Genomic DNA, 14877 nt, shown 5'->3' on the forward strand with positions numbered 1-14877 from the left:
GATTATAATCCCCACAAAATCTGAATACCCCAAACCACATAAGCAAACATGGCAAAGCCACATAGCGCTTGAACAGAAAAGCGGACAACAACCGCTTTATTGCCAATTGCTTGCTCAGTCAGGTAGTCGGTCGTGATGGTCCACATACCAACCCAGGCATGTGCACCTAATGCGACAATGGCCATTAAGCTAAAAATACGCATACCTGTCCCGCTGAAAAGTGCATGCCAGTCAGCATAGGTCAAGCCAGGATGCGTAATGAAATAGCCCATCATAAAAATAAAGTAGGCACCTAGTACAATGGCTGATACACGCTGTACCATCCAGTCATATAAGCCACTACGAGACAAGTTGGTTACATTGGTTACCATACCCACACCCCAGCGATCAGAATCAGTAATACAGAAACAGCAAGTGTCACTTTGGAGGCTAATAAGCCAGACTCTTTACCATCAGCAATATCGATGTCGAGCAACAAGTGTTTTACACCAGCAACAAAGTGATAAATTAATGCTGACAATAAACCCCAAGTGATAAACTTGGCGAAGGGATGGCTCATTGTTTCTTTTATACTGTTAAAGCCTTCTTCAGAGCTTAGGGATGATTCCAAAGCACTTAAAAGAAAAGCGATGCCAACAAAAAGAATGACACCCGATATACGGTGGAGGATGGAAGTGTACGCTGGTAACGGGAGTTTTATAGTTCTAAGATCTAAGTTTACAGGTCGTTTGCTATTCACGGCTCTTTCACACTCAAGCAGGCCCAGTCAGGCGTGATATCTTTTGGACGCGTACAAAGACTCGTGCTGCATCCTATAAATGAGTGGCGCCACTTATTTATAGGATGCAGCTCGTTTCATAAATAGGTTAGAAGTCATTGACTGTATTAGCCAGTAACCCCAACAAATTCGCGGCTGAAGTATAAATAGATCGTTTATTAATTACAATTGTGTAATGTTACTACATCCACCCACAATCAGATTATTTTTTAATCAAATATTATATAAACAGAAAATTGCTGCTTCCCTAATGTAATAACCAGCGATTAATTTCAAAGATAGAAGACTGTTATTAACTAGTTAAATATGCTACTAAAATAGGCTAAGCTGTTTCTTCTTGGAGTCTACAATAGCTTAAAGGTAACAACTATATAATTTTTCAGTAATAATTATTCAACAAGCCCCCAACCTGGGCACATTTGACAAAATGTTCTTTCTCTCTATAGTTGTGCCCGTTTACTGAGGGTATCGTAATAGGTTTTCGACACCCTCCCACCTCCTGGGAAGATATAATTAAGACGGTGTTTATTCGTCAATTTACTAGCGTTTGTTGATAATTACTTGCAAGCTGCCAAAAGCGTTCTTTGCTTAAACGTCAACAGACCCTAAGTGTTTTACAATAGTAAGAGGGTATATCCGTACCAATGATGTTTTACCCTTCCAAAAGAATGGCATGATAGGAGGCCTAGATGGCAGAAAAAAAAGCGCAATTGACCATCGGCGATACAACCCATGAGCTACCCGTTTACTCCGGTTCGCTTGGGCCTGATGTAATTGATGTAAGAGAGTTAACGTCCAAAGGTTTTTTTACTTTTGATCCTGGCTTCGTATCCACTGCCGCTTGCGAGTCAAAAATTACCTTTATTGACGGCTCTAAAGGCGTACTGCTACACCGTGGTTACCCTATCGAGCAATTAGCCGAACAATCAGACTATTTAGAAGTTTGCTACTTGCTGATGTATGGCGACCTACCCAACGCCGAGCAAAAAGCCAAATTTATTGCCACAATAAAAAACCACACCATGGTTCACGAGCAACTGCGTAACTTTTTTAACGGTTTCCGCCGTGATGCGCACCCAATGGCCATCATGTGTGGGGTAGTTGGCGCATTATCCGCTTTCTACCATGACTCACTGGATATCAGTAATGAGCACCACCGAGAAATTGCCGCTTTCCGGTTGATTTCAAAAATGCCAACCCTGGCTGCAATGGTATATAAATATTCCATTGGCCAACCCTTCATGTACCCTCGCAATGACTTAAGTTATGGCGAAAACTTCTTGCACATGATGTTTGGCACCCCTTGTGAAGAAAGCAATATTAACCCAGTGCTTGCTCGTGCCATGGACCGTATTTTCCTTCTCCATGCTGACCACGAACAAAATGCTTCAACTTCTACTGTTCGCCTGGCTGGTTCATCTGGTGCCAACCCATTTGCCTGTATTGCTTCTGGCATTGCTGCTTTATGGGGACCTGCTCACGGTGGCGCCAACGAAGCGGTACTCAATATGCTGGAAGAAATTGGCGACGAAAAGCATATTGATAAGTTTATTGCTCGTGCCAAAGATAAAGACGACCCATTCCGTCTAATGGGCTTCGGCCATCGGGTATACAAAAACTTCGACCCACGAGCCAAAGTAATGAAGCAAAGCTGTGATGAAGTACTGGAAGAACTTGGCCTGGAAAACGACCCATTACTGAAAATTGCCAAGCGTCTGGAAAAAATCGCGTTAGAAGACGAGTACTTCGTTAAACGTAAACTGTATCCAAACGTCGACTTTTATTCTGGCATTATTTTAAAAGCCATCGGCATACCGACGGAAATGTTCACTGTGATCTTCGCCACCGGCCGAACCCCAGGCTGGATCGCCCACTGGCACGAAATGATCAGCGGCCCATACCGGATTGGTCGTCCACGTCAATTGTATACCGGCTCAGAAAAGCGGGACTTTGTGCCAGTGGAGAAGCGGAAGTAAATATTGCAAAAGACGCTTCCCCCCTCCTTGAGACTATCGCAGATGCTACTTCCCCCCTTTAGTAAAGGGGGCTAGGGGGGATTTAAATTTGAACGTAAAAGACGAGCGGGTTGCTTGAGGTGCTTTAGTAAGTTTTTATGAAATCCCCCTCAGTCCCCCTTTTTCAAAGGGGGAAGCTGTCCGTCACCACCTCCAATTCCATCAAATTCACCAACGCCTGCTGATTCGTCTCACCACAAACCGCGGCATCTGCCGTAAACTGCAAACACACCATGGGCCTTTCTGGTTGACCAAATAACCGACAAAGGTTTTGCTCATTTAACTGAATACAACGCTCGCCTGCTAACTTACCATTAGGCATACCAGGAATTGGGCTGGAAATAGAAGGGGCAATACAACAAGCACCACACCCCATACGACACTGCATGAGCAACAAAGACCTACGATTGAATAACGGTTTCCGTATTATACAGCTGAAACCCCCTTGCCTGATAGTTGGCCAATGCAGCGGGGTGATCTTCAGTACAGGTATGCACCCACACTCGCTCTGAAGCCAACTGCCACGCCTGTCGAATAGCCTCTGATAATAAATAGCCCCCCAGCTTCATCCCAATAAACTGGGGCAATAAGCCAAAATACTTGAGTTCGACATCCACAGATTGCTGCTCCAGCTCAAAGTAACCGGCAGGCGTACCCGACACATAAAGCAAGGTGGTATACAGCACATCCCGTTCAACATAGGCTTGCCACTGTTGTTTAGACCAAGACAATTTCTCATGCCATTGCCAAGGTTCTCCTACCGCCTGATATAAGAATCGATTTAATTGCCAACAGGAAATTCCAGTCCTTTGCAATTGCACATCAAGTGCTGGTGCGGCTACCGGGTTTAGCTGGTCGAGTGACTTCATTTCTAAATAATAAATAGTACTACTAGACTCAGATGCTGCCATATCACTAATATCCCTTGCTTTTTAATGAACGCTATCACACTCAACAAGAATCAACTATCGTAATAACTCAACTACCGTTAAAGTCTACTATTTGCATGCCCAATGCGAAGATTATAGTCACTGACCTAGGAGCCTATGGATACCCTGACAGCCTGTCACGAATGTGATTTACTTGTGCCAATTAAGCCACTACCAAAAGGCTGTAAAGCACGCTGTCCTCGCTGTGGCTATACCCTTTATGAAAATACACCTCATACTGTAGAAAAAACCCTGGCTCTTTGTTTAAGCGCGATTATTTTATTTATTCCTGCGATAACCCTGCCTTTATTATCCATGCGGATGCTGGGCCAGTCACAACATGATACCGTCATCGCTGGCATTTATGTGCTTTTTACCCACGACCTGTGGTGGACTGCATTACTGATCGGTTTTTGCAGTATTATTGCTCCCTTTGTCAAACTCCTTTTATTAACTTATGTGTTAATTGGGATAACCCGCAAGAGAACCTGGCATCTTCATATTCAGGCTTTTCGTGGCTATCAGAAACTCGACACCTGGAGCATGCTGGAGGTGTATATGCTGGGGGTTTTAGTTTCTATGATTAAATTGCTTGAGCTGGCAGAATTGCACTTCGGGTTAGGACTTGCTTGCTTTATTGGCTTATTATTAACCGTTATTTTTATTCGTGTGATCCTCAACAAGCATCAGGTTTGGTCATTACTGGAGCAATATCGTGTCAACTAAACCCTGGCTGACCGCGCAGCAAGCGCAGCTTATTGTTTGCCATGAGTGTCATAAAGTATGTCGGCTCAATAACCACCACTCGACAGTGGATATTCGCTGCCCTCGCTGCCATAGCCAGCTGCATAGCCGCTACCCGAATAGTTTGGCAAAAACCTGGGCACTAACCTTAACTAGCCTAATTTTATTTATTCCCGCCAACACCTACCCGATTACTAAAATTGCTTTTTTTGGTAATGGCCAAGCCGATACCATCATGTCAGGCGTGATAGCTTTGGCAAAAGCAGGCATGATCCCTATCGCGGCTGTGGTATTTATTGCCAGTATTGCCGTACCTTTTTTAAAGTTACTAGGGTTAACGGTTTTATTACTATCGGTACAGTTCAAGTGGGCACTAAGCCCACACCAACGGACCTTAATGTATCGTATGATTGAGTGGATTGGCCGTTGGTCCATGTTAGATTTATTTGTCATTGCTACCCTGGTCGCGCTGGTCAGAATGGGCAACCTGGCAACCATTGAAGCTGGGGTCGGTGCAGGTGCATTTGGCGGCGTAGTCGTCATGACCATGTTCGCGGCAATGACCTTTGATCCACGACTGATTTGGGATAATGCTTCCCCAACAAATGGAGGCTGTCGCAAAAGCTAGCGGATATGGGATGACAGGGTGTTCTAAAACTGTTGTCAAAAACAGGGGCATTAGAACGATAGCACAACCCAGCTTCCCCCTTTACAAAAGGGGGATTGAGGGGGATTTTTATATACAACGGTTTAACCCTGGTCCATTTAAATCCCCCCTAGCCCCCCTTTATCAAAGGGGGGAAGTAAGCTTTTGCGACACTCCGAGAGGGAGAGGGGGCTAAATATAACTTTTGCGACAACCTGACAAGGTATGAGGAACCATCGATTGACTGACACGAACAATGCGAATGAAACAAATAGCCCTATACCACAACCACCTTTGCCTGAACCTATTATTAGTCAGAAAAAGGGAATTTCCCCTATTTGGCTACTGCCGTTTATTGCCTTGTTGATTGGTGGCTGGATTATTTACAAAGGCATTCGCGATGCCGGTGTTGATATTGTTATTCGATTTGAATCGGGCTCCGGTATCGTGGCAGGTAAGACAGAAGTTTTATTTCGGGGGCTTCGAGCAGGGGTTGTGAAAAAAGTGGTCATCACGGATGACCTCACTGCAGTAGATGCAGTAATAGAAATGGATGCCAAGACTGAGTCTTTACTAAGAGAAAATACCCAGTTTTGGCTGGTTAAACCACGTATTTCCGTTGCCGAAGTGTCTGGCTTAGAAACCCTTGTGTCAGGTAATTATATTGCTATCAAGCCAGGAGAGGGCGTCACCAGACGTCGTTTTACCGCCCAAACAGAGCCGCCGCCGGTTGAAGACGAAACCGGTCTGCATATTCGCTTGCAAGCAAAAGAGCTAGGCTCACTCGACCGAGACAGCCCCGTTTTTTATAAAAAATTAATTGTCGGTAAAGTGGTCGACTATAATTTGGCTGATGATTTAAAAAATGTGAATATTGAAGTATTAATCGATGAAAAATACCGCCATTTAGTCAAGAAAAATAGCCGTTTTTGGAACGCTAGCGGCATTAGTTTTAAAGGGGATTTATCAGGCTTTAAATTTCGTACCGAATCACTGGCCAGTTTAATTGCCGGTGGCATTGCGTTTTACACCCCCGATACGGAGCCTCAACACAGCCCAGTCAACAGTTTGGATGAGTTCGTTTTATACGATGATTTTGAAGCAGCTGAAGCTGGTATTCTGGCTCGCATTCGCTTTAAAACCGGCCGCGACTTAATTATTGGTAAAACCAAAGTTATTTTTGAAGGACTCACTGCCGGTGTTGTCAAAGATGTCTCTATTATGCCTGACTTACAAGGGGTTTATGCCGATATTTTGTTTGACCCCCGAGCCGAACCAGCGCTTAATGAAAGCACTCAGTTTTGGCTGGTAAAACCCAAAATCGGCATTGCCGGTATCACCGGGCTGGATGCTTTAATTAAAGGGAATTATATCGCCATGCGAATTGGCGATCCGAATGCCAATGAACCTAAACGAGAATTTACCGCCCTTAATGCGCGCCCCCCATTGCCACTGGATACTCCAGGGTTGCATTTAACTCTGCTGAGTGACGAGCTGGACTCTATCGATATTGGCAGCACTATTTATTATAAAAAAATTCCGGTGGGCACCGTCAAAAGCTATCAGCTTGCAAAAGAAAAACAGCAGGTAAAAATTGATATTCACATCAAACCTGAGTATCAACACTTGGTACAAAGCCACAGCCGTTTTTGGCACAGCAGCGGTATTGAAATCAGCGGTGGTTTATCCGGTTTAAAAGTACGCACCGAATCCATGACCGCCATTTTCGCTGGGGGTATTTCTTTTTATACACCCCCCGTTCGCCGACCTAAAGCAGTCAAAAATGGCGCCTCTTTTAAAATCTACGAAAATTATGACTCCGCCCATCAAGTTGGCTACCCCATCACTATTACGTTTAAACATGGCGATGGTTTATCGGAAGGCACCGCTATTAAATATCAAGGTATTCAAGTGGGTAAAGTGACTAAAGTTAAACTCATTGACCAGCTGTCTAGAGTGCAAGTAAAAGTCATGCTAAACCCAGAAGCTGAACGCTTAGCCCGTAAAGGCACGAAATTCTGGGTGGTAAAACCTGAGCTGGGCTTAGCGAAAACCGCTCATTTAGATACGTTAGTGACGGGTAAATATATCGAAGCCGCCCCAGCCAAAGGCAACCCATCCAGAGCAACGGCTTTTAATGGGTTAGACGAAGCCCCTAAACAAACCACTAAACCGTTAGCAGGCTTCAAAATAATGCTAGCCGCAAAACGTCTGGGCGCCGTCCAAATAGGCAACCCAGTGTTTTATCGTGATGTGCAGGTAGGAGAAGTCACCGGTTATCAATTAAGCCCCAAAGCCAATGAAGTATATATAGCACTCACCATCAAATATAACTACGCACCACTGATCCGAACCAACAGTAAATTCTGGAACGTCAGCGGAATTGGCGTCGATTTTAGTTTATTTGGTGGCGCTAAAATAAAAACAGGCACGTTAGAATCGATCCTAGCAGGCGGCATTGCCTTCGCCACTCCGAATAATAATGAAATGGGCAAACTCGCCAGCCCAAAACAATACTTCACCTTACACGATGAAGCTGATCCTAAGTGGTTAGACTGGCGACCGGAGATTGAGATTAAATAGTGGGTGAAGATATATGTAGGTTACTTGTGGATAATAAGTAATTATCAGTATTTTCTAATAAGTGAATTTTGGTTATTTTTCCAGCTTTTTTGGGGAAGGTAACCATGCTCAAACATCTCATCACAGTTTCAATACTTTTCATAGCATCGATAAGCCAAGCAGGCTGGGTGAGTATGTATGTTTATTGCGCCAAGCCTGATGGCAGTGATTGGGGATGGCTAAAACAACCTAACGGAGAATATGCGACTGTATTTGGTTATATGGATAGACAGTCTAAACCACCCCACCAATATTTTCATTACCACAGGATTAAACAGTACGAATATGACCTTCTAAAAAACCAATGTAAAACAGGTTATGTGCCTCAACCAGCGAAAACCAATGGTGATGGCTGGTATGTTTTTCAGGTAGAAGACTTAAATGGTAATAAATCATTTGCTGAAGGTTACCGTACCCTGTATCGAGATCCCTGCTCTATAACAGATCATTACCGAGACCCGCGTTGCGACTAATTTTACTCTTCGTGAATGATTTTATAAATGCCTCCTGGCATTTACCTTCGGCCAGCTAAAGCTGATTTTTTCACCCAAAACCACTTCACCTATAAAGTAGCAACCACCACGTTATAAAAATGCAAAGATATTTTTATAAAAAACCATATCAAAAGTTTATTTTTTTGATTTTTAATGCCTCGCCCTTACCGCATAAAACAAGCAGTCATCAACCGCTATAACAGGGTTTGAGGTAATCATAAACAACTGAATAGGAAAAGATGGGTAGATTGTGTTGTCTTTTATATCAAAGTAATCATGAAAAATATCATTACCGGTTAAATCGCTCATTTTTAACAATCGGTCACTGCCATTATTTAACCAACCCAAATGCACTGAGTCATCTACAACGCCAAAGTTAAACCGTTCAATGTCTTTGCGTAATGTTAAGTCCATCCCCACTACAGGTTGATCGCAGAAATCTAAATTAATATTATTATCTAACTCCAGTCGTACAGGATTATACAGGATTTGCACCTGGTTAAATGAATTAGTCATAAATAATTCAGGTGTATGCAAATAGCGCTGTACTCCTTGAAAAGCCGTACGATGGGATTGCCCTGTTTTAGCACCACCACACTCTATCGTGACTGTCGGATAAATATTATCTACCACTTCCATCAATGCGCCTAAACGAAGATCGGTTTTGATCATTAACCCTGTAAATAAAGAAGTCAGCCACTGATGGGGTTTAGAGTCATTAATGGTTACCGCAAAATCCGGCCCATTGCCTGACGTATTATGAATATCTAATAGCGCTTCTGGCTGATATTCTGCCAAGCAATTTAAAATAGCTTCTGCCACTTCACCTTGTTTGTCATTATAAGGTGGATTAAAACAACGATTTAAATCCCGTTCATCCGGTAAATGGCGATAGCTATACAGGGGCTCTGTTAGTGCAGTTTTTACTGAAGCAATAATAATTAAAATATTCGCCTCTGGTGACTCATAATGGCTTTTCAACCATTGATGAACCGCAATTAATCCTGATGGCTCATTACCATGCAACAGAGTGGTAATCGCTCTTACCTTAGCGGTATCTTTACCAGGAATAAATAAACAGGTAGGTTGGCCAAGCTGTTGTAAAAAGGCACCATGCCGATCAGCAATTTCATCCGGCTTGGGGTCATACCAGGTTTTTAACACTGCCTTAGTCATTACACTACTCTCTTGCCCACTGCGCTACCGGCTGCCCAGAAATAAAGTTTTGAAAGTACTTTTCAGTTAACTGATGCAATGCTTCCGGTAGTGGGTAATGATATTTTAGTTTATTGAGCATAATTTGCTGCCAAATTGCTCCATTTTGCTTTGCGTAAACCCTCTCTTTAATTACTAGGCTATGAGTTTCAATTTCTTCGCTACTAATACCTAGTTTAGCCAACCCTTTACAAGCAATGGGCAGCAGTATCTCTACCAGCTTCGTTATCGGTTGTTCAGCCAGCTGATGACTAGTCAAACTGGGCCAGATTAGCTTTGCATTAAGGCCTCGCTTAGCAGCCTCATAAAAATTACCTTTTACATAGCTAAAGGGTATTGCAGGCAATAGATATTTCATCTGATCAGCCAGCCCTTCAGCTAAACCAATCAGTAATGCAGCGTTTGCCATCATATCTTTTACACTAGGGCCAGCTGGTAACGAGCGCATTTCAATTCGTAAATGACCACCATTAGCAGGGTCATAAACGGGGCGATTCCACGACCAAACCGATCCTAAGTGCAAACGTAATTCATCTAAACTAGGCGTTAAACCATCAGCCATTTGTTGTTGATAATCAGTATCCGTACAAATAGGTAATAACGGAGGATGCAAACAAATCGCTTCCGCCATTAACTCTTCACTCCCTTGACGTACCCAGCCGTGACCAAAATTCGCCCGCGCAGGTTGGTGCCAATTAGTATGTGGCTGGTGAGTTTCTGCTGTGCGCTTAAACAGAGCAATTCTGGACTCGTGCCATAACTCATGGCCAAAAATTGTAGGTGAGTTTGCAGCCAAAGCTAACACTACAGGTGTCGCTAGTTGAATGGCGTTAAATACATTAGCAAATCGCTCTGGCTTCACTTGATAATGCAATTGGAAAGAGGTATTAGCCCCTTCCATGGTGACTTCATCCGTACAAAACTGTAAAGGGGTTTTGCCATCAATATTTATCATAAAATGGCCATTACCCAACGCTTTAACCCCTTTAGTCAAAGCATGATAACGGGGAATATCCGTCATCATAGCAGGATCAATATCATCTTCGGTCAAGGTAGGTAAAATACCGATAGGTAGCACTCGCCCTTCATGCTTACTGGCCAGTTGTTGCAGGCTATTAATGACCTGATTGAGCTCTTCTGCCATTTTTGTAAAAGGAGCAGGTTTAATGCTGACTGGCGATAAATTATATTCCAGATTATAACGATTTAACTCATGGGTAAGCTTTTTATCTTTAAACTCATCCACCAGCCGTTGATTAATAGGCAGTGCATTACAGAGTTTATCCGTAATATAAAGCTCTAACTCAGCGCCTAATAATACTGGCCCCTCTCCAAAGCCCGGCCGCTTAATCAGCTGCTGCAAAATAGCCAGGCTTTGATGTAAACGCTGAGAAAATTTCTCGTAGTCATCAGGATCAAAGTGATACTGTGTTACTGTTTCACCCATAATAGCATCCAAAGGGAACCAGCACTTAAAAACACTTTAAGCTTAGACAGTACTTCTAAAGCTGCAAAGCAGGATGACGCGCTAGTTTTTGCAATAACTGGTAACTGGCTTCTGGGGAAGGTTGATTAATCAGTAATAGCGTTAGCTCATCACTTTTTTGTTGCCACCACCAACCTGTTTTATTGTTATTCAACCTATGATCACTGGCTGATGCCAATCGTGCTTGGCTAGCAGGATGTAACCGCCAAACAGTCAACCCTGATGGCCAATAAAACCCAGCTGTTTTAGCCGGCAGACAATTGTCTACAAGCCTGCCAGGTAAGGGACAACTATTTTCCATGTTAGCTTGAGTACTCTGTTGGTTATTTTGCCAAAGCGTCACTTTATCACCTGATAACTGATAGCTTGGTGGCTCCACCACACCCAGCCACCAGTTAATTTGATCTACCTGATTATGCAGTATCATCAGCTTTACTTTAATGACTTCACTGGTAATCGATCGCCACTCCATTTGATAAGGTATTAGCTTCTTGCCACAAGCCAGCTGCCCACCCAATTGGATTAAACCCATTTGAGTAAATAGCTGCTGAATACTTTGTTGAGTACAATTAATTAGCTGATCATTGTCTTGAATAACTGCCTGAATAAAACGTTGCTGAGGAAGCGATTGCCAATTTAGCTTGTCTTGGTACATTAGTCGCCATTGTAATAGTGAGGCATCCCAGACTAATGTGAAATGCCCAAAATCATGGCGCTGACTTTTTAAAACTTTCGACACCCATAATGAAGTAGCAGGCTGTTGCTGCTCACGATGCCAGTGTATAAAAAAATACACAGCAGCTACTGTAATAAAAAATAGCGATACTGCAATAAAATAACTTTTTTTACTCATGTACTTCTCTAACCAGAGTAATTTTTGACTAAAAGTTGGCTATACCCTTTAATAAACAATTCTGGCATTCGACGGGGCTTACCTGAAGATAGTTCCACACAAACAAATTTGGTGTTAGCCCGCAAAATACACCGCTGGTCTTCAGGCCTGATGATTTGAAATTGCCTAGTAAGGGTAAGTTTGTTATCCAGCATCACAACCCAAGTAGCAATTTGCAGTTTATCTTGAGAAAAAGCGGGGGCTAAATAATCGATCTCATGACGATGTACCACCATAGCACGATTCAACTCTCGATATTGATCAATCGTCAGGCCAATACTATTCGAGTGCGCCCAACTGACATCCTGTAGCCAGCTGACATAAGCTGTATTATTCACATGGCCATAGTGATCAATAACTGATGCATCCACCGTTAAATCTAAAATAAAAGGTGTGGGCAAATCCCATTCAGGCTGATTCTGACTCAATTTCAAATCATCATTCATTATAAGATGTCTCTAGACAATACATTTTTAGAGACATCTTATTTTAGAATTGGCCACTGTTCTACCACCTTGCTATCGCGCACAATATAAACCTCCGGAAATTCTAACATCACTGCTTCACTTTGGCTTGGACGTAAAAATATATAGTCATCAACTTCCAAGGCCGTTCTAGCAGACCCTGTTAAAATTTCCTGGTTTGAGCTGCGCCCATACAGTTGATTAAAATACAACCCCTGTGGTGAACAAGGCTGCGCCCGCCAGTAACCACCATAAATAAAATAAGTATGCTGCCAACGGGGTAAATAACGAGCAATAAAGTTAGACAACTGCTCTACAAAAGGGATATGCAACCCTGACATTTTTTTCAACACAGGCGTAGCGATAAACCAGGCTGGTTGGTGGGCTACTAAGTGGGGTAAATCAAAATCAGTAGGCTGCAGCAAGCAAGAGCCTAAACTCACATCATTCACCACCTGATTCCCCTTATGTAAACTATAAGTAGGGCTGCCACCACTGTTAAAACAAAGCGCAGCATGAAACAGTGAAGCAAATTCAACCTGTAGCACATGCACATATTGTCGGTATTGGCTTAACATTTTTTGGTGGGCTTTATCCATTGCAGCTTCAGCAGAAACAGGCCACAGGTGTGGTACTTTTGCCACATGGGCATCATACCCCATTAAGCCACTTAACTGTAAATAGGCTGAATACTGTTGAATAGTCGATAGCACCTGCCGGAAGCTGGCAAGATTATTAATACCCCCACGGTGCATACCAACATCTATTTCAATGCTAATACGTAAACGTACCGAGTGTTCCTCTGCGACTGCCAGGTATTGCAACAATCGTTGATGAGAATCCACCAGCCACTGCACCTGGGCAAGTGCATCAGGTGAGTTGTCTTGTATTTGCTGAACTGCCTGCCGTAAAGCCTGTACCGGCATAGGTTTGCCAAATAAAAAATCAACTCCTGGAAATTGGGGTAATAACTTAGCTAAAAAATGCCAGTCGAAAATCATTAATTTATCATTTTGAAAGGTGGTCAATAACCATTTTAATAAAGGCACACAAGGTAATGACTTAACAACAAAACGTAACTGCTTTGGGTATGGATAATGTCGTTTAATTACAGCAGCATTATCTGACAAACGATCCATATCGATAAATTGTAATGGTCTGGCAGGCCCAACTTCTCGTAAAACATGATTGAGCCGCTGAAAATAATAGTTATGTGGCTGACTGGCATCTCGTGTTAGCCGGTAAATAATCCATACTAAAATCGCAATCCCAATAAATGCTATCATTTTATAAGTTCCATTTATAATAAGCGACTTTATTTAGCCATAATCAACTGGGTTATTCTAGCCCGAATATTTGACTGAATATCAAAGGCTCTGAAGTCAGCTTGGTTTATGTCTAAACCACTCTTAGCAATTAGAAGATTCGAGACAAGCGACGAGCAAGCAGAGAAAGAAGCAATTCTTGGCGTATTCACCTCACTGGATGTTATTGCATAAGACATATGCTACTGATATATTTCATTTATTTTACGAACAACCATTAAATATTAATTACAGCTTATTTACTTACTCGCAGTTACTTTCTATTTTTTGCTCTGCAGCATTCGACTTCTTTCAAAAATGACCAATAATTCTCCCAATATTGACAAACTATAACTTGCCAGAGTCGGTTGTTTTTGATCATTATTCTCTTTTGAGGGCACCTCTAATAATTGTTTATGACCAACGAGAATTATTATTATGAAACTACGTCACCTGTTACTACCTTTGGTATTAGCCTCTAGTGCAACTACCGCTACTGCCGATTGGAAGTTGAGCTATGAGTTATCCCGCTTAAACTTTGTCTCAGTAAAAAAAGAACATGTTGCAGAATCTCATTTTTTCACCGATGTGCAAGGTGGTGTGGATGCCGCAGGGCAAGTAAACGTTGTAGTAAAGCTCGATTCCGTTGAAACCAATATTGATATTCGTAACGAACGGATGCGTCAATATTTATTCGAAACCAACAAACACCCTAATGCCGTTATCACAGGTAAAATCAATATTAATAAAGCAGTTAAGTTAGATGTTGGCGCTAGCTGCAAAGAAACCGTTAAACTTAATCTCAACTTACATGGTCAAACCCATCCGTTAGAAGTGGATTTATCTGTATCAAAACTACAAGACAACACCTTATTAGTGAGCAGCCTCAAACCTATATTGATTGATGCCTCAAAATACGGCATGACACCAGGGGTTGATAAATTAAAAGAACTGGCTGGTTTAAACAGCATTAGTTTTGCGGTGCCAGTGACATTTAAGTTGGTCTTTGAAAAAGCGTAGTGAGACTTAGCTCCCTATCCTTCTGAAGTTGTTGTAAAAGCTGCTCCCCCCCTTTTCCAAAGGGGGAGGTTGGATTGTGCCATCGTTATAATTCTCCCTAGCTCCCGCTTTTTGAAACAGCCGAAAAAGTACTTCAAATTAAAGACATCTCCCCTAAAAAAGTGCTAGTTATTCCGCATAGCAGTGGTTTTTTAATTAATTACATCCTCCCCCTTTCTTAAAGGGGGATTGAGGGGGATTTCATGAGAGCCTACTCAAAGAGTCTAAA

General features: G+C 42.5%; 15 protein-coding genes. 6 read left to right on the top strand and 9 right to left on the bottom strand.

What is annotated here, in order from left to right; genetic code table 11:
- Window positions 1-2: 2 nt before the first annotated feature.
- Window positions 3-371, bottom strand: coding sequence for a succinate dehydrogenase, hydrophobic membrane anchor protein (sdhD, locus tag ORQ98_RS04315; RefSeq protein ID WP_180568483.1), 369 nt, complete (start codon window positions 369-371; stop codon window positions 3-5).
- Window positions 365-739 (bottom strand): succinate dehydrogenase, cytochrome b556 subunit, encoded by a 375-nt coding sequence (gene sdhC, locus ORQ98_RS04320; RefSeq protein WP_274687551.1) that lies wholly within the window; start codon window positions 737-739, stop codon window positions 365-367. Before sdhC ends, sdhD begins: the two co-directional genes overlap by 7 nt.
- A 728-nt stretch (window positions 740-1467) precedes the next feature.
- Between sdhC and gltA the strand changes: the two genes are divergently transcribed.
- A complete protein-coding gene (gltA, locus tag ORQ98_RS04325) occupies window positions 1468-2754 on the top strand; it encodes a citrate synthase (protein WP_274687552.1) in 1287 nt (428 codons plus the stop codon).
- A gap of 163 nt (window positions 2755-2917) precedes the next feature.
- Here the strand turns inward: gltA and ORQ98_RS04330 are convergent, their stop codons facing one another.
- Window positions 2918-3181: a YkgJ family cysteine cluster protein gene (locus ORQ98_RS04330; protein ID WP_274687553.1), complete on the bottom strand. Its 264-nt coding sequence runs from the start codon at window positions 3179-3181 to the stop codon at window positions 2918-2920.
- A gap of 13 nt (window positions 3182-3194) precedes the next feature.
- Window positions 3195-3704 (bottom strand): GNAT family N-acetyltransferase, encoded by a 510-nt coding sequence (locus ORQ98_RS04335; RefSeq protein ID WP_274687554.1) that lies wholly within the window; start codon window positions 3702-3704, stop codon window positions 3195-3197.
- A 135-nt stretch (window positions 3705-3839) separates the two neighbouring features.
- Between ORQ98_RS04335 and ORQ98_RS04340 the strand changes: the two genes are divergently transcribed.
- From ORQ98_RS04340 to ORQ98_RS04355, 4 genes are all read left to right on the top strand, one after another.
- Window positions 3840-4448 carry a paraquat-inducible protein A gene (locus ORQ98_RS04340; protein ID WP_274687555.1) on the top strand — a complete coding sequence of 203 codons (609 nt, stop codon included), beginning with the start codon at window positions 3840-3842 and terminating at the stop codon, window positions 4446-4448.
- Window positions 4438-5094, top strand: a complete 657-nt coding sequence (locus ORQ98_RS04345) for a paraquat-inducible protein A (RefSeq protein ID WP_274687556.1) — start codon at window positions 4438-4440, stop codon at window positions 5092-5094. The genes ORQ98_RS04340 and ORQ98_RS04345 overlap by 11 nt, the downstream gene beginning before the upstream one ends.
- 258 nt (window positions 5095-5352) lie before the next feature.
- Window positions 5353-7695 (top strand): PqiB family protein, encoded by a 2343-nt coding sequence (locus ORQ98_RS04350; protein ID WP_274687557.1) that lies wholly within the window; start codon window positions 5353-5355, stop codon window positions 7693-7695.
- Between the two features lie 104 nt (window positions 7696-7799).
- Window positions 7800-8207 carry a hypothetical protein gene (locus tag ORQ98_RS04355; protein ID WP_274687558.1) on the top strand — a complete coding sequence of 136 codons (408 nt, stop codon included), beginning with the start codon at window positions 7800-7802 and terminating at the stop codon, window positions 8205-8207.
- 171 nt (window positions 8208-8378) lie between these two features.
- Here the strand turns inward: ORQ98_RS04355 and ORQ98_RS04360 are convergent, their stop codons facing one another.
- From ORQ98_RS04360 to ORQ98_RS04380, 5 genes are read right to left on the bottom strand one after another with little or no spacing between them, the layout of a single operon-like run.
- Window positions 8379-9404, bottom strand: coding sequence for a M14 family metallopeptidase (locus ORQ98_RS04360; RefSeq protein ID WP_274687559.1), 1026 nt, complete (start codon window positions 9402-9404; stop codon window positions 8379-8381).
- A 4-nt stretch (window positions 9405-9408) separates the two neighbouring features.
- Entirely contained in the window at window positions 9409-10890 is a 1482-nt protein-coding gene (locus tag ORQ98_RS04365; protein WP_274687560.1) for a glutamate-cysteine ligase family protein, read from the bottom strand.
- 55 nt (window positions 10891-10945) lie between these two features.
- Window positions 10946-11782 (bottom strand): hypothetical protein, encoded by an 837-nt coding sequence (locus tag ORQ98_RS04370; RefSeq protein WP_274687561.1) that lies wholly within the window; start codon window positions 11780-11782, stop codon window positions 10946-10948.
- Between the two features lie 8 nt (window positions 11783-11790).
- Entirely contained in the window at window positions 11791-12267 is a 477-nt protein-coding gene (locus ORQ98_RS04375; protein WP_274687562.1) for an acyl-CoA thioesterase, read from the bottom strand.
- Between the two features lie 38 nt (window positions 12268-12305).
- The gene (locus tag ORQ98_RS04380; RefSeq protein WP_274687563.1) at window positions 12306-13571 is read right to left on the bottom strand and encodes an alanine racemase; all 1266 of its coding nucleotides are present in this window, start codon (window positions 13569-13571) and stop codon (window positions 12306-12308) included.
- Window positions 13572-14027: 456 nt separating this feature from the next.
- On the opposite strand from ORQ98_RS04380, the gene ORQ98_RS04385 reads away from it, so the two are divergent.
- Window positions 14028-14609, top strand: coding sequence for a YceI family protein (locus ORQ98_RS04385; RefSeq protein ID WP_274687564.1), 582 nt, complete (start codon window positions 14028-14030; stop codon window positions 14607-14609).
- Window positions 14610-14877 lie beyond the last annotated feature (268 nt).

This window comes from Spartinivicinus poritis (genome assembly GCF_028858535.1).
Lineage (GTDB): Bacteria > Pseudomonadota > Gammaproteobacteria > Pseudomonadales > Zooshikellaceae > Spartinivicinus > Spartinivicinus poritis.